The organism is Syntrophomonas wolfei subsp. methylbutyratica, assembly GCF_001570625.1.
GTDB lineage: Bacteria > Bacillota > Syntrophomonadia > Syntrophomonadales > Syntrophomonadaceae > Syntrophomonas > Syntrophomonas methylbutyratica.
The window spans coordinates 154137-172141 of the sequence record NZ_BBQT01000003.1 but is presented as its reverse complement, the minus strand read 5'-3'; the positions used below and the strand labels follow the sequence as shown (position 1 = coordinate 172141).

Here is an 18005-nt window from a genome sequence, read left to right as displayed (position 1 = left end):
TACTTATTCGTTCTCTTCTTGTTTTTCCATATAATTTTGTACTTCCTGATTTTCCATCTCATTCAGGGCTTCCTTCAGGGAAAGTCCTATTCTCTTTTCTTCGGGGTCAATGCTAAGTATTTTTATTTTAATCTTCTCATTAACTTGAACCACATCTTCAGGTTTCTCCACACGATGGTTGGCCAGTTGGGAGATGTGAACCAGACCATCAACCCCGGCTTCGATTTCAACAAAAGCTCCGAATGGAGCAATCCGTACTACTGTACCTTCAATAATATCCCCTTCCTGGAATTTTTCCATCACTATCTCCCAGGGGCTCTTAAGTAATTTCTTGCGGCTCAGGGATACTCTCTCCTTCTCTCTATCCAGAGCCAGGATGTAAACATCTATTTCTTCTCCTTCCTGTAAAACATCGGAAGGTTGATCAATTCTGGTATGTGCAATCTCGGAAACATGTAATAGGCCCTCATAACCACCCAGGTCAATAAAAGCACCGTAATCTACCAGCCGTTTTATCCTGCCTTTGCGAACCTGTCCTTCTTCGATCTCCTCCCAGAACTGTTTTTTCTGTTTGGCTTTTTCTTCAGCTACCAGTTCTTTACGGGAAAGCACTACCTGCGAACCTCTTCTCTTGTTACGATTGAATTCAATTATTTTAAAAGACAGTTCCCGGTTAATGTATTCATCCAAATTTTTAACATAGCCATCTTCAACATGAGAAGCGGGTAAAAAGGCTACGATTCCAACATCAACCAATAAACCACCTTTAACGCTTCCTGTAACCGTACCTGTAATTACTTTTCCTTCTTTAAAGCTTTCCTCTAACTCATCCAGAAGTATTTTGGCATCAACTTTCTTTTTGGAAAGCAGAATGGTACCATCATCATCCCATTTTAATACCATTACTTCTATCTCGTCACCAACTTCAACCAGTTCCTTGGCGGAATCTATATCTTGCAAGGACATCTCCCGAAGGGGGATAATTCCTTCAGATTTGCCACCCACATCCACCATTACTTCATCATCCAGCACCTGAATTACCTTGCCCTTTATTACATCTCCTTTATTGGGAGTAGTAAAATCGGCCATTTCGGCTTCCAGCTTGGCAAATGACTCTTCATTGGCGGGCGTTTCTTCCTTGACTTCAGGCTCCAGAGACTCCAGGCTTGTTTCCTGCATAGTCTCCACGCTTGTTTCCTGCATAGTCTCCATGCTTGTTTCCTGCTTCTCATCAAGCATCTTTTCTTCCTCATACAACGTCATCCTATCCAATACCTCCTTAATTATCCAGTCCGGAGTCGAAGCTCCTGCGGTAATTCCGATCTTTGATACCCCATCCAACCATTCCGGTTTGATTTCAGAAGCCTTTTGTATTTGAAAAGTCCTGACTCCGGTGTTTTGACACTCCTTACTTAGAGTGCGGGTGTTTGAACTCTTTAGGTCGCCGATTACCAGCATTAAATCTACTTTCCGGCATAATTCTCTGGCCGCTTCCTGTCGGCTCCTGGTGGCTGAGCATATAGTATTGAAAACCTTTAGTTCCCGGCATTTATTACTTAAAGCTCCCGCTACCTTTTGAAATTCCTTTTCATCCTTGGTGGTTTGGGAAAGCAGTGCTACTTTTTGCATAACAGGCAAATCACCGACTTCATCAGCACTGGCCACTACACTAGCTCTCTGGCCACACCACCCCAATATTCCTTTGACTTCAGGGTGCTTGGCGTCCCCAAAAACAACTATATCATAATCTTCACCTCTTAACCGGGTTACTATTTCATGAATCTTTTTTACCAGAACACAGGTAGCATCCCTAACCTCCAAGCCGAGTTCCCAGGCTTGTTTTATCAATTCAGGGGAAGTTCCGTGGGAGCGGATTATTATCCCGGTCGGTTGTTCCCCAATTCTTTCCAGTGTATCCACCGTCTCAATGCCTTTTTGGCGGAAGTAATTTACTACTTCGTCATTATGAACCAGCGGTCCTAAGCTAAACCACTTACCAGGTTCTCTTGCAGCTTCCTCCGCAATTTTTACTGCTTTTCTTACCCCCGCACAAAATCCTGCATTTCGAGCAAGTAGTACATACAATTTATTTCCCTCACAGACATTATTACTATTCAGTAATAATATAGCTAAATCCTTCTTTATTTTTCTAAAAGAAGATTTATTTTAGTCATAATCTCACCACTTAGCTTTTCCAAAGCTGCTGAATTAACTTTTTGCCCCTGATACTCTTCAAGGCCAATAGGATCGCCTAACCTAACCACTAGAGGGCGAAACCATCCCAGGGGCAGAATCCTATTAGTGCCTATACAGGCTACAGGTACTACTGGAACTCCGGATTTAAGGGCTATCATAGCTACTCCCGCCTGGGCCTTCAAGTCTTCCCCCTTTAAGTTTCTCATCCCTTCAGGGAATATACCCAGGATTTTTCCCTCTTCCAAAAGCAAAAGGGCCTTTTTTATAGCATTTCTGTCAGCGGTGCCTCTTCTGACGGGAAATGCATTTAGTCTTTTTATAAAATATCCCAGCAAAGGATAATCAAATAATTCAGCTTTGCCCATAAAATTTATCGGCCGTTTTATTGCGGTGGCTACCACTATAGCATCCCAGTAACTAACATGGTTGGCCGCCAGTATTAAAGGACCTTTTTCCGCTATATTGTGTAATCCTTCTGATTTCAAACCGAATAGAAAAAAAAGAACCCGAAAAATAGCCCTGAGAAACGAATATAGCATCCTAATCCTCCCGGATAATGGATAGAATCTTCTCTATAACTTGTTCAATTGTCATATTACTGGTATCTATTACAATAGAATCCGGTAATACTTTAAGAGCCCCAACTTCCCGCCGGGCATCGTCATCATCCCGTTTTCTAATCCCATCTATTATTGCTTCGAGTTGCTGTTCGTAACCTTGAGATTTCATTTCTTCTAAACGACGGCGGGCCCTTTCCGCAATACTGGCCGTTAAAAAAAACTTATAATCAGCATCCGGTAATACACACTCCCCGATATCCCTTCCATCCATTACTACTGAATGGTTACAGGCCATTTCCTGCTGTCGTTGTACCATTAATTTCCTAATTAAGGGATAGGATGCCAGCTTGGACACATACGAACTAACTTGAGGTGAACGTATTTCCTCGCTTATATCAAAGCTATCACAGAATACCTTTTGTTGAGAATCATCTTTTTGGAAATGGATATTGGTATTGGTGGCGAGCTCATAGAGGGCTTTTTCGTCATCAAGATTTGTCCCCGTTTGCAGTGCTTTCCAGGTAAGACTCCGGTACATAGCTCCAGTATCAATATATATATATGACATTAATTGAGACAAGGTCTTGGCCACAGTACTTTTTCCCGCACCGGCCGGTCCGTCAATAGCAATCTTCATCATCAAACCACCCAAAAATCTTACCCTATATTCTAGCATAAGCCCCTGTGCAGGGGAAGTATATTTGCATGAATAAGTGTTTCCCTAGTAAGAAAAGTAAGGAGTGAGGGTTCACTTATTTTAGGAAGTTACAGTATTAAGCAAATCCCAAAAGCGGGGAAAGGAAATATTCACCACCTCTGAATCCTCAATCACGCTTTCCCTCTTGGACGCCAATGCCGCAACCGCCAGGCTCATGGCTATACGATGATCCCCCTGGCTATTCACCCGGGCCCCCTGCAGAGAATCCGGTTTACCCTTGATTACAAAACCATCCGGCTGTTCCCTGATGTCCACACCCATTTTGGCCAGTTCACTAGAAATGGCCGCAATACGATCCGTTTCCTTAACCCTTAATTCCGCAGCCCCCTTGACAGTGGACTCTCCCTCCGCCAGGGCCATAGCTACAGCCAGGATAGGAATTTCATCTATAAGCCGAGGTATAATGGCGGCATCAAGGTTAACCGCTTGCAATCGAGAATGTGAAACAATAAGATCGGCAACGGGTTCTCCGCTTATAATCCGCTCATTTTCCAGCTTGATTCGAGCTCCCATCTCCTTTAAAATCTCAATTATTCCTGCCCGGCTGGGGTTTACCCCCACATGGCGAATGAGTAATTCTGAGCCTGGTATTATGCTAGCAGCCACCATGAAAAAAGCCGCCGATGAAATATCTCCGGGAACCAGGAACTCCGTAGCTTGAAGTTCTTTGCCTGGTTTCAGCCTTATTTCCAGGCCGTTAACAGCAATATCTGCTCCCATGGCTGTAAGCATCCGCTCGCTATGATCCCGTGATTTTTGCGGTTCGCTCAGCAAGGTTTCGGAATCAGCATTTAAAGCCGCCAGCATTAGGGCCGACTTTACTTGAGCACTGGCCACTGGAAGCTGGTATCTCAGGCCGGAAAGTCTGTTCCCTATAATTACCAGTGGGGGATAATTGCCGTTTTCTCGCGCCTGAATTCTAGCTCCCATGAAGCCCAGAGGTTCTATAATCCGTTTCATTGGCCGCTGGTTCAAAGACTCATCTCCATTAAGAATCGAGAGAAAGAGCTGTCCAGATAATAAACCAGCCATTAGCCGCATGGTAGTGCCGGAATTACCACAATCCAGCACTGTATGCGGCTCGCTAAAGCCGGTTAAGCCGCGCCCATAAACCTGCATCTCGGAATCCCTGGCTGCAATCTTTATCCCTAATTGCCCAAGGCAGGAACAGGATGAAAGGGTATCGCTGGCCGGCAAGAAGTTTTTAATAACACTCTTCCCCTGAGCCAGAGCGGAAAAAATCACCGCCCGGTGAGATATGGACTTGTCCGCATCAACTGATACTTCTCCCTTTAATGGTTTCGAAGCACTATTTATCCTGCGCATTATATCCTCCCAATGCAAAGTTGATTCCGCTGCAAAAAGTAATAATTATGCATTTGCTTGCATAAATATTCCGCTCCAGCGTCCTTAATAGCGACCGAAGGGAGCATCAGTTGTGCCCGACAGGGCGCTACGCATGGGCAACACCTACGGCTTGTCTCGCGGCTCAAGGGGTACCGCGCTAATCTCCCGTCCATGGGAGGCAACCTTAATAGTGACACCCTCAGGGTGGAACACCAGGCGTACCCGAAGGGTGAAGCATCCATGCTTCGCCAACGCTCGCTTTGCATATTTATGCAACCTTATGCAACAAAAAGGGGTTTTTGCAGTAGAACCAAAGTTAATTAGTTACAAAAGTGAGGAGTATCCCACTGCTTCACCTTGTCCAGGCTTTAATTTCCTGCTTTTGCAGAGCTATTACTGCCCTTTCGGCGTCCTCCAGCCGGGGAACCCCCAGGCGGATGGTACCTCCATCACCTTCTCGCACCCGCAATATTTCAATGTCTACAATATTTACCCCTTCACAGCCCAGAATCTGGCCCAGGGAACCGATAATACCAGGCCGGTCAGGTACAATACAGATGATATCGCAAAATTCCGGGATCAGGCCCCGCCGAACTCGAGGTATTTTATCCCTTATAGCCTTGGCCTCATGTAATAGTCCAAGTATATTATCGTGGTCGCCACCCGCCAGTGCCTCTTTGATTATCGTTAAAGAAGAAATGAGTTGCTCAAGTTGAGGCACAATTTGTTCCCGGTTGGAAAAAAGAATATCCTCCCAGAGTTCCGGGTTGGAAGATGCTATACGAGTTGTGTCTCTGAATCCCCCGGCTGCCATCATCAGTTTTTCATTCCGGCCCCCGGTCAAAGATACCAGGGCTGCAGCCGTAAGGTGGGGAATGTGACTTACCGTAGCCACCAGTTGGTCATGCAAGGTGGCTTCCATAAACCGGATTCTGGCTCCGGTATTTTGCAGCAATTCCACCATGAAATCGAGTACAGGAGACGGGACATCCGGTAGAGGGGTTAGGGCATAAACAGCGTTTTCAAATAAATAGCGATCGGCCCCTTGCACCCCCCTGGTTTCCGCACCAGCCATAGGATGGCCCCCTATAGCCCAGATTCCTTCCGGTAAAGCCGCCAGCAGGCGGCAAACCTCCTCCTTGGTACTGCCCACATCACTAACAATGCTCCCCGGCTTAAGATGGGGTTTTATGCTATTAATTATTTCCGGATAAAACCTCAAGGGGGTACAGAGAAAAACAAGCCGGGCCTGCCTGGCCCCTTCTTCCAGGGAAACAGCCTGGTCAATAACTCCCATTTCCAGCGCCTTATCCAGGCTGGCGGTATCCCGGTCAGATCCCAGTATACGGTTAACCAAAGGTGAGTCCTTGAGGGCTAATCCTAAAGAACCTCCGATAAGTCCTACACCCACTATTAAAACATCGGCTTGCATCCTAGATATCCCCTGCCTTAATAATTATTATCTCCCAGGCTTGATGCTATAGTTCTGATTTTTCTTACCATCTTCCCGAAACGCTCCGGCGTTAATGACTGTGGCCCATCGGAAAGGGCTTCACTGGGATTTTGGTGAACTTCAACCATTATGGCATCACATCCTGCCGCCACCGCCGCCATGGCCATCGGCTCCACCAGTTTCCACTTGCCGGTTCCGTGGCTGGGATCAACCATAACCGGTAGATGGGTTAGCTGCTTGATAAGCGGTACGGCACTAAGGTCAAGGGTATTGCGCGTGTAGTTTTCAAAAGTCCGAATTCCCCGCTCACACATAATCACCTGATTATTACCGCTGGATATGATGTATTCGGCTGCCATTATCCATTCTTCAATAGTAGCGGAAGCCCCCCTTTTCAACAACACTGGCTTATTAATCTTGCCCAGTTCCCGCAGCAAAAAGAAGTTTTGCATATTCCTGGCACCCACTTGCAGGATATCAGCAAATCCGGCAACCATTTCTATTAAACGGGTATCCATTATCTCTGTAACCACCGGCAATCCTGTTATTTGGCGGGCTTCAGCCAGTATTTCCAAACCTTCCTTTTCCAAACCCTGAAAGGAATAGGGTGAAGTTCGGGGTTTAAATGCTCCTCCCCGCAGCATGGTCGCTCCTGATTCCTTTACTAATTTAGCTATTTCCAGGAATTTTTCCCGGCTTTCCACCGCACAAGGACCAGCTATAATCTGTACTTGTCCACTGCCGATTTCAGTATTTCCCACCTTTATTATACTCTGTTCCATTTGAAATTCCCGCGAAGCCATCTTGAAAGGCTGCATTACTGGCACCACTTTTTCCACCCCGGGCATGGTTTCAAACAGTTCCATAAGTGCTGGAGTTTTATCCCCAATGGCACCGATTATGGTTCTTTCCACCCCCTGAGATAGATGAACTTTAAAACCCTTGTCCTGCAGCCTCTCTTTCACCACTTGAAGTTGTTCCGGTGCTGCATTTCTTTCCATTACAATAATCAATACAATTCCTCCCTCTTAGGCGAAGGGTGAGAAAGCAGAAAAAGCCATCAGTGAAGGAATCACCAATGGCATAATTGCCCATTGCCAATATTTCCCACCATCCTACCATACTACCATTTTTTTGTTGATCTACCGTACTACATCTCAAGAATACCACGCCGGTAGTTCCAAGGCAATAAGAAATTTTCCTCAATATTAGCGGTTTAAAAAACAGGGTTAATCAACAGGGTTAATCATATAATGATTCTACTGCAAAAGTTATTAATATGCATACCGTTCGCAATCTTCGCATGGGCAACACCTGCGGCTTGTCTCGCGGCTCAAGGGGTACCGCGCTAATCTCCCGTCCTGGTCAGCAGCGAAATTTAGTAAATGGATTGGTAAATAAAGCAGGTATCCGTATCAGGAAGCAAAGGTATTGGCTGGGTTTGTCCCTTAATAAATGACTCCACCAATTCATAAGCTTTATCAAATTTCTCGTAGAACATTACAATCAGGTCTCCTGTAAGTGCATTGTTAATAGCGGCCTTTAAAGCTTCTGTTTCCGATAGAACAATCTCCATGTTCTTCCTATCAGCCCCACCACTAACAGCTCCATTATATAAAATGCCAGCCACCTCACCAGCTGATCTTCCCCTAAGATCCTCATCCTCTTTAATATAAATTTTGGAAAATGCTTGCCCGGATATTTGGCCTATATCAAAAATTGTTTTATCAAGCCGGTCTCCGGGAACACCTATGATACCGACCAGTCTTGCAGCATTCATATTATTAATGAACTGCATCACAGATTGATAAGCACTGCAGTTATGTCCATAATCAAGCAGTACGCGGAAACTCCCCATATCAAAAAGATTGAACCTGCCCTCATTGGCAGTTGGATCGGGTGTAAAAGACATTAACCCCAACCTGATCACATTCTTTGCCAGGCCAAAAGCAGAAAGACTGGCCACCGCCGCCAATGAATTTTCAATATTACAGATAGCTTTTCCATTAAAAGTTATGGGTATTTCATTAATGCTCACGATTTCATCTCTAATTTTGTTTTGATATATGACAATAAGATCCTCTTCAATTACTACGGCCATACCATCCTGCTTTATGTGATATTCAACCAGTATATTATCCCTATTTAAGGAAAATAACACTAGATTACAGCTTGCTTTGCGGACAATATGCTCAGTCATCCCGTCATCTGCGTTTAAAACCGCATAACCATCCGGTTTTATTGCCTCAACGACTAAAGATTTGACAAAAGCCATATCCTCCAAAGTATTAATATCATCCATTCCCAAATGATCTCCACTAATATTTGTAATGACACCAACATCGGCCAGGTCATATCCTAAACCTCTCCGAATAATTCCGCCTCTGGCCGTTTCCAATACTGCAACCTCAACATCTCTATTATAAAGTATGGAGTGGGCACTAAGCGGTCCAGTATTATCACCTTCCGCGATACATTCTTTTCCTATATAAGTGCCGCTAGAGCAGGTCATGCCTACCTTTTGGCCAGCAAGTGATAAAACATGCCGAATCAGCCTGGCAACGGTAGTCTTACCATTGGTACCTGTTATTGATATTACGGGAATCGAAGACATGCTTCCGGCGGGATACATTTGATCAAGAATATCGGCAGCTACATTTCTGCCCTCACCTTTGCTTGGATATAGATGCATTCTGAGACCTGGCGCGGCGTTTACTTCAATTATTGCTCCATTCTGCAGTGTTAATGGCTCAGAGATATTTTCCGCAACCATATCAATCCCGGCTACATTCAGTCCTATTATTTTAGCTGCCTTAATGGCCAATTCCTTATTTACCGGGTGAATATCCCGGGTACAATCGCGGGCACTACCCCCTGTACTAAGGTTTCCATTCTCTCTAAGATAAACTAGTTCTCCGATTTTAGGGATGCTGTTTTCATTTAATTCAGACCGGGCCAGGAACTCTTTGGCTACTGAATCCAAATGAATTCTAGTTAAAGCTTTCTCATGGCCTATCCCCCTGTTGGGATTCTTATTTTCCTCTTCAAGCAATTCAGAAATAGAATGAAGTCCATCACCTATTACATATGGAGGTCTTCGTTCTGCCACCGCTGCGACCTTATTACCCACAACTAAAATGCGATAATCTTTTCCCCGGATATATTTCTCAACTATAATACGTTTAGCAAAGGAATTTGCCAGGCGATAAGCCTTCCGCAACATGTTTTCATCTTTGATGTTAGTGGTAACTCCTTTTCCCTGGTTGGCATCCCAGGGCTTTACCACGATGGGATAGCCTATTTGTTCCGCCAAAACCACGGCCCCGTCCTCTGAATCTACAATTCCCCCACAAGGCACTGGAATATTATTTTCTTTTAATAAATCCTTAACCATTTGCTTATTCTTAGCCAAATCGACTGCGATACTACTTGTACTACCAGGCAGGGAGGCCTCAATAAAACGCATCTGTTTGCCATAGCCAAGCTGCAATAAACTGTCCCCGCCCAGCTGTCTAACCGGTATATGACGCCGCCTCGCTTCATCATAAATAGCTTGAGTACTGGGGCCCAGCTTGGAGTCAAAGGAAATTTGCTGCAAGCGCTTTAATACTTTATCAATAGCAATAGCTTCGTTTCGAGCCAAGGCTAATACTATTTCCGCGGCGGCATTGCCTACCTCCATGGCACAACTCTCATTTATATACTCATATATAATACAGTATCTGTCAGGCTCCTTTATCAGCCGGGTTTTGCCGAAATAGACATCATAGCCCAGGATGCATTGCAGCTCAAGAGCCAGGTGCTCGGTAACATGAGATACCAGGGTACCCTTTTTAAGTCTCTGCACAAATCCACCTTCATAACCGGGCGAGCAGTGGTGGCTGCCTAAACCCGGGAAACAGCTTAATAATCTATCATTAAAACCGGCAATCTCATTGGTTGTGATTTCTGCCCAATCACCTAATTCTACTATCATCTTAACAACAGATTTATGGCTGTATATATTCCTGCCGCTATAATTGCGCATACTAACCACTTCCATTGGTATATATCCCCCTATGATAACAATAATTAATTAATGCTTATTAATTCCCGTCTTTTAAAATCAAAGCCATAACCTTTAGATAAAACATGAAGGCTGGCATTGGTTATGGTCAATATTTGATCTGGCTCGAGTTCGGAAACATTGGTGTATTTTATAGATCTGCCGTCAATAACTGTTACTGCGTTATTCCCGAGAACCTCAAAATATTCTTCCGGATAAACTCTGATGGCCGTATCTTCATCAATACCGATACCTAAAATTCCAGGATTCTCAGCTATGCCGCATAGCAATCGGCCCAGCCTTCCCCGTTGATCAAAATGTTGATCAATAATTACTCCTTCCAATAGTCTCAAACCGGGAGCCATCTTCAATGTGCATTTCCTGGCCGCATCATTACTGTTGCCTTCAACAATCATGGTGCTGCACATTACCGAAGCACCTGCGCTGGTTCCAATTACAGGCGTTCCATGATAAAATGAATGCAACAACGCTTCATATACTTTGGTGCCTCCAAGAATGCTGGTTATTCTAAGTTGATCCCCACCGGTAAAAAAGAATCCGCTTACATCTCTAATTCTTCTTACATTATCATCCAGATTAGCTTCTTCACGGGAATTAATGCTTATAATGTCGGTCTCCCTAACCCCCAATCGCAAAAAGACATTACGATACTCTTCCCCCACCTCTTCGGGATGTTGAGTTGCTGTAGTCATGATGCCCACCCTGGCATCCTCTCCACCGATGATTCTTGCAACCTCTTCTAAAATACGGCTGTCACCATATTTATCTTCGGCACCACCGATAATTACCAGTTCACCTTTTTTATAATGACCCAATTTAAAATCCCCCTAATGATATGCTATTTAACATATCTAGTTTTGACTCTACTGCAAAAACCCCTTTTGTTGCATGAGGGTTGCATAAATATACAAAGCGAGCGTTGGCGAAGCATGGATGCAACACCCGGCGAAGGCGAGCAGGCGAAAGGGGGCGAGCGACAGGACGTCGCGAGAGCGCTACTGACCAGGATGGGAGATCAGCGCGGCACCCCTTGAGCCACGAGACAAGCCGCAGGTGTTGCCCATGCGAAGACTGCGAGCGGTATATTTATGCAAGCTAATGCATATTTATAACTTTTTGCAGTGACATCAGTTTTCGTATTTACCCTTTTTAACAGCCTTCTGATCCTCAACAACTACCTGTCCCCGGGCTAGTAAACGGTAAATACTAAGATCATTTTCCCTTAAAATGAGAATATCCGCATCGCTGCCCGGCAAAAGACACCCCTTTTGGGGATAGAGTTTCAATATTCGGGCCGGATTCAAGGTGACTGTCTTGATAACCATTGATAATTGCAGGTTATTTTCCAATATGCACGCCCGGATATCATAGAATAATTGATCTATATTGCTGATTCCGCTTTCATTGGAAGCGCTGCCATTTCCATCGGATGAAACTGTAACCTTTTCCAGGTTAATCCCTTGGGCAACTAACATCGCGAGAGCTTCAGCTACACTATAGCCTTTTGTCTCACCGGCAGTTAAATCGATTTGGCCACCCTTCTTTAAAAATTCTATACCCTGATCAAAGAGTGTGGCATTTCTATTAATATGAGTAGGAACAAACATATTGATAGGGAAATCAGATTCCTCTACCAATCGGAAGAGAGATTGCAGCCCTTCTTCACCATCTCCTACATGCAGATGCAAAACACCCGCCTTGGCACCTAACATACCTCCTGCATTCGCTTCCGAAGCCAAAGTCCGCAAATCTTGCAAGGAAGGATGGTTGGATCTATAATCCGCAATGGCAATTTCTCCAACCCCAATAACCTTGTCAAGTAAGGCGATATCAGTAAGCACGCGTCCGGTTAAAGTCTCAGTAGGACTACCATAACTTCCGGTATAAATATATGTGGTAATGCCCTCGGCCTCTAATCCCCGAGCTTTGGCTAAAAGTCCGGCAATACTTCTGGTAATGCTGTCAAAACCTAAAACTCCAACTACCGTAGTTACCCCGGCTTCAACTATCTTACTAAACATAATTTCCGGTATTCGGCTAATGGGGCCTTGCTCCCCTCCCCCGCCGGTAATATGAACATGCTGATCGATAATACCCGGACATACCAAGCAATCTTGGCAATCTATTACTTCTACATCCCATAGATCGGCGGGTAATATCTTATCTTTTATGTCACATATTTTGTCATAAGCAAGCAATATGTCTTTAATCCCCATGTCATCCGGGGCAAAACAATGCCCATTTTTTAAGAGTTTAAACACATTTCCTCCTGATACGCTCTTTTCCATTTAATTTTGCCCAGGACGCGAGATATGATTCCCCGGATTATTTGCCGCAATTTACAGACTTTTCATTTAAGCTTCAGATGGAAATTGCAGAGCAGTTTCAACACAGTACTGCAACGAGGTTGGGAATTATAACCAGATGCCTGTTTTGTTAATAGGAACCTGTCCGCTTAAAAAAACGTGTATATATTTACTTCGTTATATATTAATGTTGGGATATTCTCTCGGACTGCCTGTATATTTTGCTTGAGGGAGCAAAAACTATAAGGAGTTAAAGAAATTGGAGTGATGATAATGGCAGCAAAATTAGAATTTCCAGATAATACGAATCCCTACTGGATTGCATCTACCGAAGAAACTAATTATCCCATGCTAAACGAAGATATAAATGTCGATGTAGCTATTATCGGCGGTGGAATAGTAGGCATCAGCAGTGCCTATCTTTTGAACCAGGCCGGTTTAAAGACGGCTGTAATTGAGGCAGATAGAATCCTTAACGGCACCACCGGACACACCACAGCCAAGATAACTTCCCAGCATGGAATTATCTATTCAAATATTAAGCAGCAAATGGGTGAGGATTCAGCCCGACAGTACGCAGAGGCCAATCAAAGTGCTATTCAGCATATCGCCGAAACCATAAGCATGAATGGAATCGATTGTGATTTTAAATGGTGTCCTGCTTTTGTATATACATGTTCTGATGAATACATCAGCGAGCTGGAGGAAGAAACGCAGGTGGCTTTAAGTCTGGGAATCAAAGCCAGTTATCTCGACAGTCTTCCTTTACCTTTTGCCGTAAAAGCTGCTATGCGTTTTGATGAGCAAGCCCAATTTCATCCCCTCAAATATCTAAAAGCCCTGGCCCAAAAATTCACTAGTGAAGGCGGACTTATTTACGAGAACACTGAAGCTGTGGATATTGATCATAACGATAGACCGGTGGTCGTGACCCGAAAGGGAAATAAAGTCACTGCAGAAAAGGTAATTATTGCTTCTCACTTTCCGTTTTTTGATGGAGGGGGTCTGTTCTTTACGAAAATCTATCCGGAAAAGTCATATATTGTTGCCGCCCAAATTGAGGAACAATTTCCGGAAGGGATGTTTATAAGCGCCGAGGGCCCGGGACGATCGCTTCGTTCTCAACCTTTTAAAAATAGAGAAATCGTCCTTTTTGCTGGTGAACACCACAGAACAGGGCATGGCGAAGATACTAATGTCCATTATCAAAACCTGTTCAATTTTGCCCAGGAAAACTTTAATGTTCAGAATGTGCTCTATAGGTGGTCTACCCAGGATTGTATGACTATTGACGGTGTCCCCTATGTTGGGCAGCTAACCCCTCAAAACCCCAACCTTTATGTTGCCACAGGGTTTGGAAAGTGGGGTATGTCCAATGGTACAGCAGCGTCTATGATTCTAAAGGACTTGATAAGCGAAGGAGATAACCCCTGGGCCAGAGTTTATAGCCCCTCCAGGTTTTTCCTCAATCTTTCCAGTGTTAAAAGCTTCATCATTCAAAATGCCACTGTGGCCAAAGATCTTGTAGCTGGAAAACTGGAAGGTTTACCGGGGTGCAGTGAACTAGATAAAGGCGAAGCACAAACTATTAATTTTGAAGGCGATCGCGTGGGGATTTATAGGGATGAAAACGATAAGCTGCACATGGTTGATACTACTTGTACCCATTTAGGATGTGAGCTGCTTTGGAATAATGCTGAAAAGACCTGGGATTGCCCCTGTCATGGCTCAAGATTTTCATATAAAGGTGAGATTGTGGAAGGTCCTGCCATATACCAACTCCATCAGGCCAACGATGAGGCTAATATTGTGGAAGCCAAGATTTTCAAGTAGCTTGAGACAGGCCTCGTTTTAGATAGAAAGATTTAAGAAAATTCATGTTCCTTATTTTCCCCTCTGCTGCGATTAAAAAGCAGGGTTATGAAAGCCAGTCCGGAAAAGAAGATTGCGGAGATATAGGCATAGCTAAGATTCATATCCAGCAAGTATCCCCCCAGGGAAGGACCGATAACCCGCCCCAGACTATCATAACCTTGTAGAACACCCATGGCTGTTCCCTGCGAACCCGTGGTCCTTTTGGAGGTGGCGGCAGAAATGGAAGGACGGATCAAACCGGTTCCCGCGGAAAATATTCCCATATAGATAATCAATTCCAGCAGGCTTTTGGCTTGCAGAAAAAGAGCAAAACTCGCAGCCATAAGAATAATACCGGCACCGCTGGTCTTTTCTTCCCCCCATTTATTTATAGACCTTCCTACCACGAATCCCTGAACCAGTACCGAAGCCAGTCCGGCACAGCTAAATATCAACCCCATACTGGTGGGCCCAAAACCCAGCTTGCCTTCCGCAAATAACGCAAAGGTACCCATATTGGTGGCTTCCGCCATGCTAGCCAGGAACATGGCAGTAAATAAAAAAGCCAGGGGGCTTTTTAAACCCTTCAGGAGGGGGGCGCGGTCAATTTTTTGCGCTTCAGAAACCCGGTCTTCCACAGGTAAAGACTCTTTAACCAGAAAGAGTATGCAAAAGCAGATTAAAAGCGACAAAGAACCCGCCACCACAAAAGGAGCAGCCAGCGATATATGGGCCAGACCGCTCCCTATAGCCGGGCCGAATATCATACCCATCCCCATGGAAGCCCCTACCATCCCCATACCGGCCCCTCTTTTTTCCGGGCTGCTGGTATCCCCCATCACTGCCATAGCTGTTGGTACAGTTGCACAGGATAAAGCTCCGCCGGCGATCCGGGCCACGAATAGAACCCATAAGGAATTAGCCAGGGCAAAAATATAAAAGGTAAGAGTAAAACCAAACATCCCCACTAATAACACCGGTTTTCGTCCTACCCGGTCGGAATAGCTTCCCCAGAAGGGTGCAAAAATGAACTGGCACAGGGCATAAACAGTCATCAACAAACCCAATTGGAAGGCACTGGCTCCCATAGATTCAGCGTAGTATGGCAATATGGGCATAATAATGCTGAATCCTATACCCACCATAAAGATGGAAAAAAAGAGGGTAGCCGAACTCCGGTTGAATATGCGTTCTTCAGTCAAAATATATCCTTCTTTCGATTATCATCGATATCAGACAATTAAACCAAACATATAATACTATACTACCATTCAACCAGGAACGCTATACTGGGGACCACCATAAATAAGCATTCCAGACAACACTTTATTGTTATTCCGTTAATTAAATTCCACTAATGATTATGGTTGCCTCCAACAGAGGAAAACACCAGTTGCCGCTACCTTCTCTTGCTAAACCGTGTTTCTTAACAATAACCTTCAAAATATTACAAAGCAGGTTCTCATTAGCGTGAGAACCTGCTTTTAGCGTTCAGACCTAATTTTGGTAGCCAGATTAATACGTGCTTAGATTAAAGACCAAACCTGACAACTGATTCACTCCTAATTGCCGTTTATTTCAGGTTAATGGTCCAGTTGCCGTTCATTTCGAACTCCGGCCAGGAGATTTCCAGATCAGCCACATTTACATCCTTATTGAACTCAAGCGTCATAATAGCTCTATCACCGCTAAATTCTGACTCAATCTTCCTAATATCCTTGCTATGAATACAAAAGGATCTGATCTTAACGAATTTTTGGTCTCCTGTATTTAGTTGCATTACCAGTTTTGCCGAGGTTGGGGAAATCCGTGTTACACTCTTGACTACTGCCTTCTGAGCAAATAAATCAACTTCGCGGTTAAGACTTTCTTTGCCGTCTTTGGGGATGTTGATGTTAAAACTGCCGACCTTTTTTTTATAACATGCCTGAAGGGCTGGCAGATTGACCGTAAGACTGCTATCTTTGGGTGCTCCGGTTACGAAAGTAGTTAAGGGCATCGTTCTGGCACCCTGGGGCTTTTCCAGTTTATACTTGTTGCCCTTTTCATCCGTTGCATAAATGTCTGCCAGCTTTGGCGCGGTGCCGGAACTCACTATGCCATCCTTACCCAGATCCTCTACTGTAAGCTTGGATATTTTATCAAGCCGCTCACCAAAGGCACTAAGCTTCATATCCTGGTCTTTAAAAGAAGCAATCAATTGAACCGCTCGCTGGCCGTCTTTCTCAATGCTGTTTGCCCCAACTGTTACCAAATCAATCTTATTTGAACTTGGTCCGCTTTCCGTCAGCTTTTGTGTTCCGTCCAAGCTCCTGGCCTCCTCCAGGGTGATGGCATATGTTTGGCCGCCGACCAGCAGGTTAAACTCTTTGGCTGGTTTGAACTTGTAGTTCTTTTCTTTGGCGTTTATCAGTCCGAGACAATATTTTTTTTCTCCATCTTCGGAATATTCCCCTATAGTATACTCGGTGTCCGGGTCATTTTTAGGCACAATTTTCATACTACACAGAAGTTCCGGGCTCAGATCCGAGGTCAATTCCATCTCCATTCGGTCGGCGGATACCATAAAGCTGTTAACCGTTGTTTTGTCATCCAGTTTCAAGCTCTGGGGAAGATAATAGGCCTTGCCGTCAACCATGGTTGAATACACCGGAGTCTTGTTGAAAAAAGATTTTATCGTCTCCGATATTTCATCGGCATATACCACATTGAGGCAAACAAAACAGGCACATACCGCCGCTGCGTAAGCCAGGCGTTTTCTTAAACTGGATTTTTTTATTATGCTGGTATTATGTTGGGCAAGTTTTTGAACTGCCTTTCTTTTTATCGATTCCATATTGAAATCAACTCCTTCCATAAGCTTATCTATCTCTTTTTCCCACCGGTCATCATCGAGCCGGCTCAACATCAGGATAATTCTGTCTTCATTCATATTTCAAACCCTCCTTTTTTCAAACCCTCCTTTATGGCCTTTCTTCCCCGTAAGAGCCGGTTGTCTACGGCTGCCCTGGACAGATTGAAAGCTCTGGCAAGATCATTGATTTTTTCACCCAGTAAGAATCTCCTGAAGAATATCTCCCGGTCAGTTTCCGCAAAGTTGTTAATGATATCCATTACCTGTTCCTGTTCCTGTCTCAGGATGACCTGCTTTTCCAGATTGATATTGTCCCTTGCCTCTATATCCGCAATATCCACGATATTGTCTAGATGCCTACGCCTCTTGCGTTTATAGGAAAATGCCTTGTACTTGGTCAGAATAAGCAGCCAAGTCTTGAAGCTGGCCTGTTCTTCGTTGAATTCGGCAATTTTGATCCAGGCATCAAGAAAAACGTCGGCAACGCATTCCTCTATGTCTTCTTTGCTGTGTAATGCTGACAGAATGCTGTGCGCAAGGTAGTAAACCGGCTTGCTATATTTGCTTATCATGTATTCATAAGCACCGGAATCCTTGTTTTTTATTCCTCGAACCAGCTCCAACTGTGAATATTCCAAATTACCACCCCCT

General features: G+C 44.4%; 13 protein-coding genes. 1 reads left to right on the top strand and 12 read right to left on the bottom strand.

Features of this window, described 5'->3' with window-relative positions; genetic code table 11:
* Nucleotides 1-3: 3 nt before the first annotated feature.
* The 9 genes from AWB54_RS04020 to iadA form a co-directional block, all read right to left on the bottom strand.
* Nucleotides 4-2085 (bottom strand): bifunctional 4-hydroxy-3-methylbut-2-enyl diphosphate reductase/30S ribosomal protein S1, encoded by a 2082-nt coding sequence (locus AWB54_RS04020; protein WP_061213332.1) that lies wholly within the window; start codon nucleotides 2083-2085, stop codon nucleotides 4-6.
* A gap of 56 nt (nucleotides 2086-2141) precedes the next feature.
* Nucleotides 2142-2735 carry a lysophospholipid acyltransferase family protein gene (locus tag AWB54_RS04015; RefSeq protein WP_061213331.1) on the bottom strand — a complete coding sequence of 198 codons (594 nt, stop codon included), beginning with the start codon at nucleotides 2733-2735 and terminating at the stop codon, nucleotides 2142-2144.
* Between the two features lies 1 nt (nucleotide 2736).
* A complete protein-coding gene (gene cmk, locus AWB54_RS04010) occupies nucleotides 2737-3432 on the bottom strand; it encodes a (d)CMP kinase (protein ID WP_235811083.1) in 696 nt (231 codons plus the stop codon).
* Nucleotides 3433-3513: 81 nt separating this feature from the next.
* The gene (aroA, locus tag AWB54_RS04005; protein ID WP_061213329.1) at nucleotides 3514-4800 is read right to left on the bottom strand and encodes a 3-phosphoshikimate 1-carboxyvinyltransferase; all 1287 of its coding nucleotides are present in this window, start codon (nucleotides 4798-4800) and stop codon (nucleotides 3514-3516) included.
* Between the two features lie 373 nt (nucleotides 4801-5173).
* A complete protein-coding gene (locus AWB54_RS04000) occupies nucleotides 5174-6253 on the bottom strand; it encodes a prephenate dehydrogenase (protein ID WP_061213328.1) in 1080 nt (359 codons plus the stop codon).
* Between the two features lie 17 nt (nucleotides 6254-6270).
* A complete protein-coding gene (gene aroF / locus AWB54_RS03995; RefSeq protein WP_061213327.1) occupies nucleotides 6271-7287 on the bottom strand; it encodes a 3-deoxy-7-phosphoheptulonate synthase in 1017 nt (338 codons plus the stop codon).
* A gap of 365 nt (nucleotides 7288-7652) precedes the next feature.
* Nucleotides 7653-10316: a cyanophycin synthetase gene (gene cphA, locus AWB54_RS03990; protein ID WP_061213326.1), complete on the bottom strand. Its 2664-nt coding sequence runs from the start codon at nucleotides 10314-10316 to the stop codon at nucleotides 7653-7655.
* 29 nt (nucleotides 10317-10345) lie between these two features.
* A complete protein-coding gene (locus AWB54_RS03985) occupies nucleotides 10346-11155 on the bottom strand; it encodes a cyanophycinase (protein ID WP_061213325.1) in 810 nt (269 codons plus the stop codon).
* A gap of 312 nt (nucleotides 11156-11467) precedes the next feature.
* A complete protein-coding gene (iadA, locus tag AWB54_RS03980) occupies nucleotides 11468-12601 on the bottom strand; it encodes a beta-aspartyl-peptidase (RefSeq protein ID WP_153014652.1) in 1134 nt (377 codons plus the stop codon).
* A gap of 312 nt (nucleotides 12602-12913) precedes the next feature.
* Between iadA and AWB54_RS03975 the strand changes: the two genes are divergently transcribed.
* Nucleotides 12914-14479 (top strand): FAD-dependent oxidoreductase, encoded by a 1566-nt coding sequence (locus AWB54_RS03975; protein ID WP_082736004.1) that lies wholly within the window; start codon nucleotides 12914-12916, stop codon nucleotides 14477-14479.
* A 32-nt stretch (nucleotides 14480-14511) separates the two neighbouring features.
* On the opposite strand, the gene AWB54_RS03970 is transcribed toward AWB54_RS03975, so the two are convergent.
* From AWB54_RS03970 to AWB54_RS03960, 3 genes are all read right to left on the bottom strand, one after another.
* A complete protein-coding gene (locus AWB54_RS03970) occupies nucleotides 14512-15702 on the bottom strand; it encodes an MFS transporter (protein WP_061213322.1) in 1191 nt (396 codons plus the stop codon).
* A gap of 371 nt (nucleotides 15703-16073) precedes the next feature.
* The gene (locus AWB54_RS03965) at nucleotides 16074-17432 is read right to left on the bottom strand and encodes a hypothetical protein (RefSeq protein WP_061213321.1); all 1359 of its coding nucleotides are present in this window, start codon (nucleotides 17430-17432) and stop codon (nucleotides 16074-16076) included.
* Entirely contained in the window at nucleotides 17429-17992 is a 564-nt protein-coding gene (locus AWB54_RS03960; protein WP_061213320.1) for a sigma-70 family RNA polymerase sigma factor, read from the bottom strand. Before AWB54_RS03960 ends, AWB54_RS03965 begins: the two co-directional genes overlap by 4 nt.
* Nucleotides 17993-18005 lie beyond the last annotated feature (13 nt).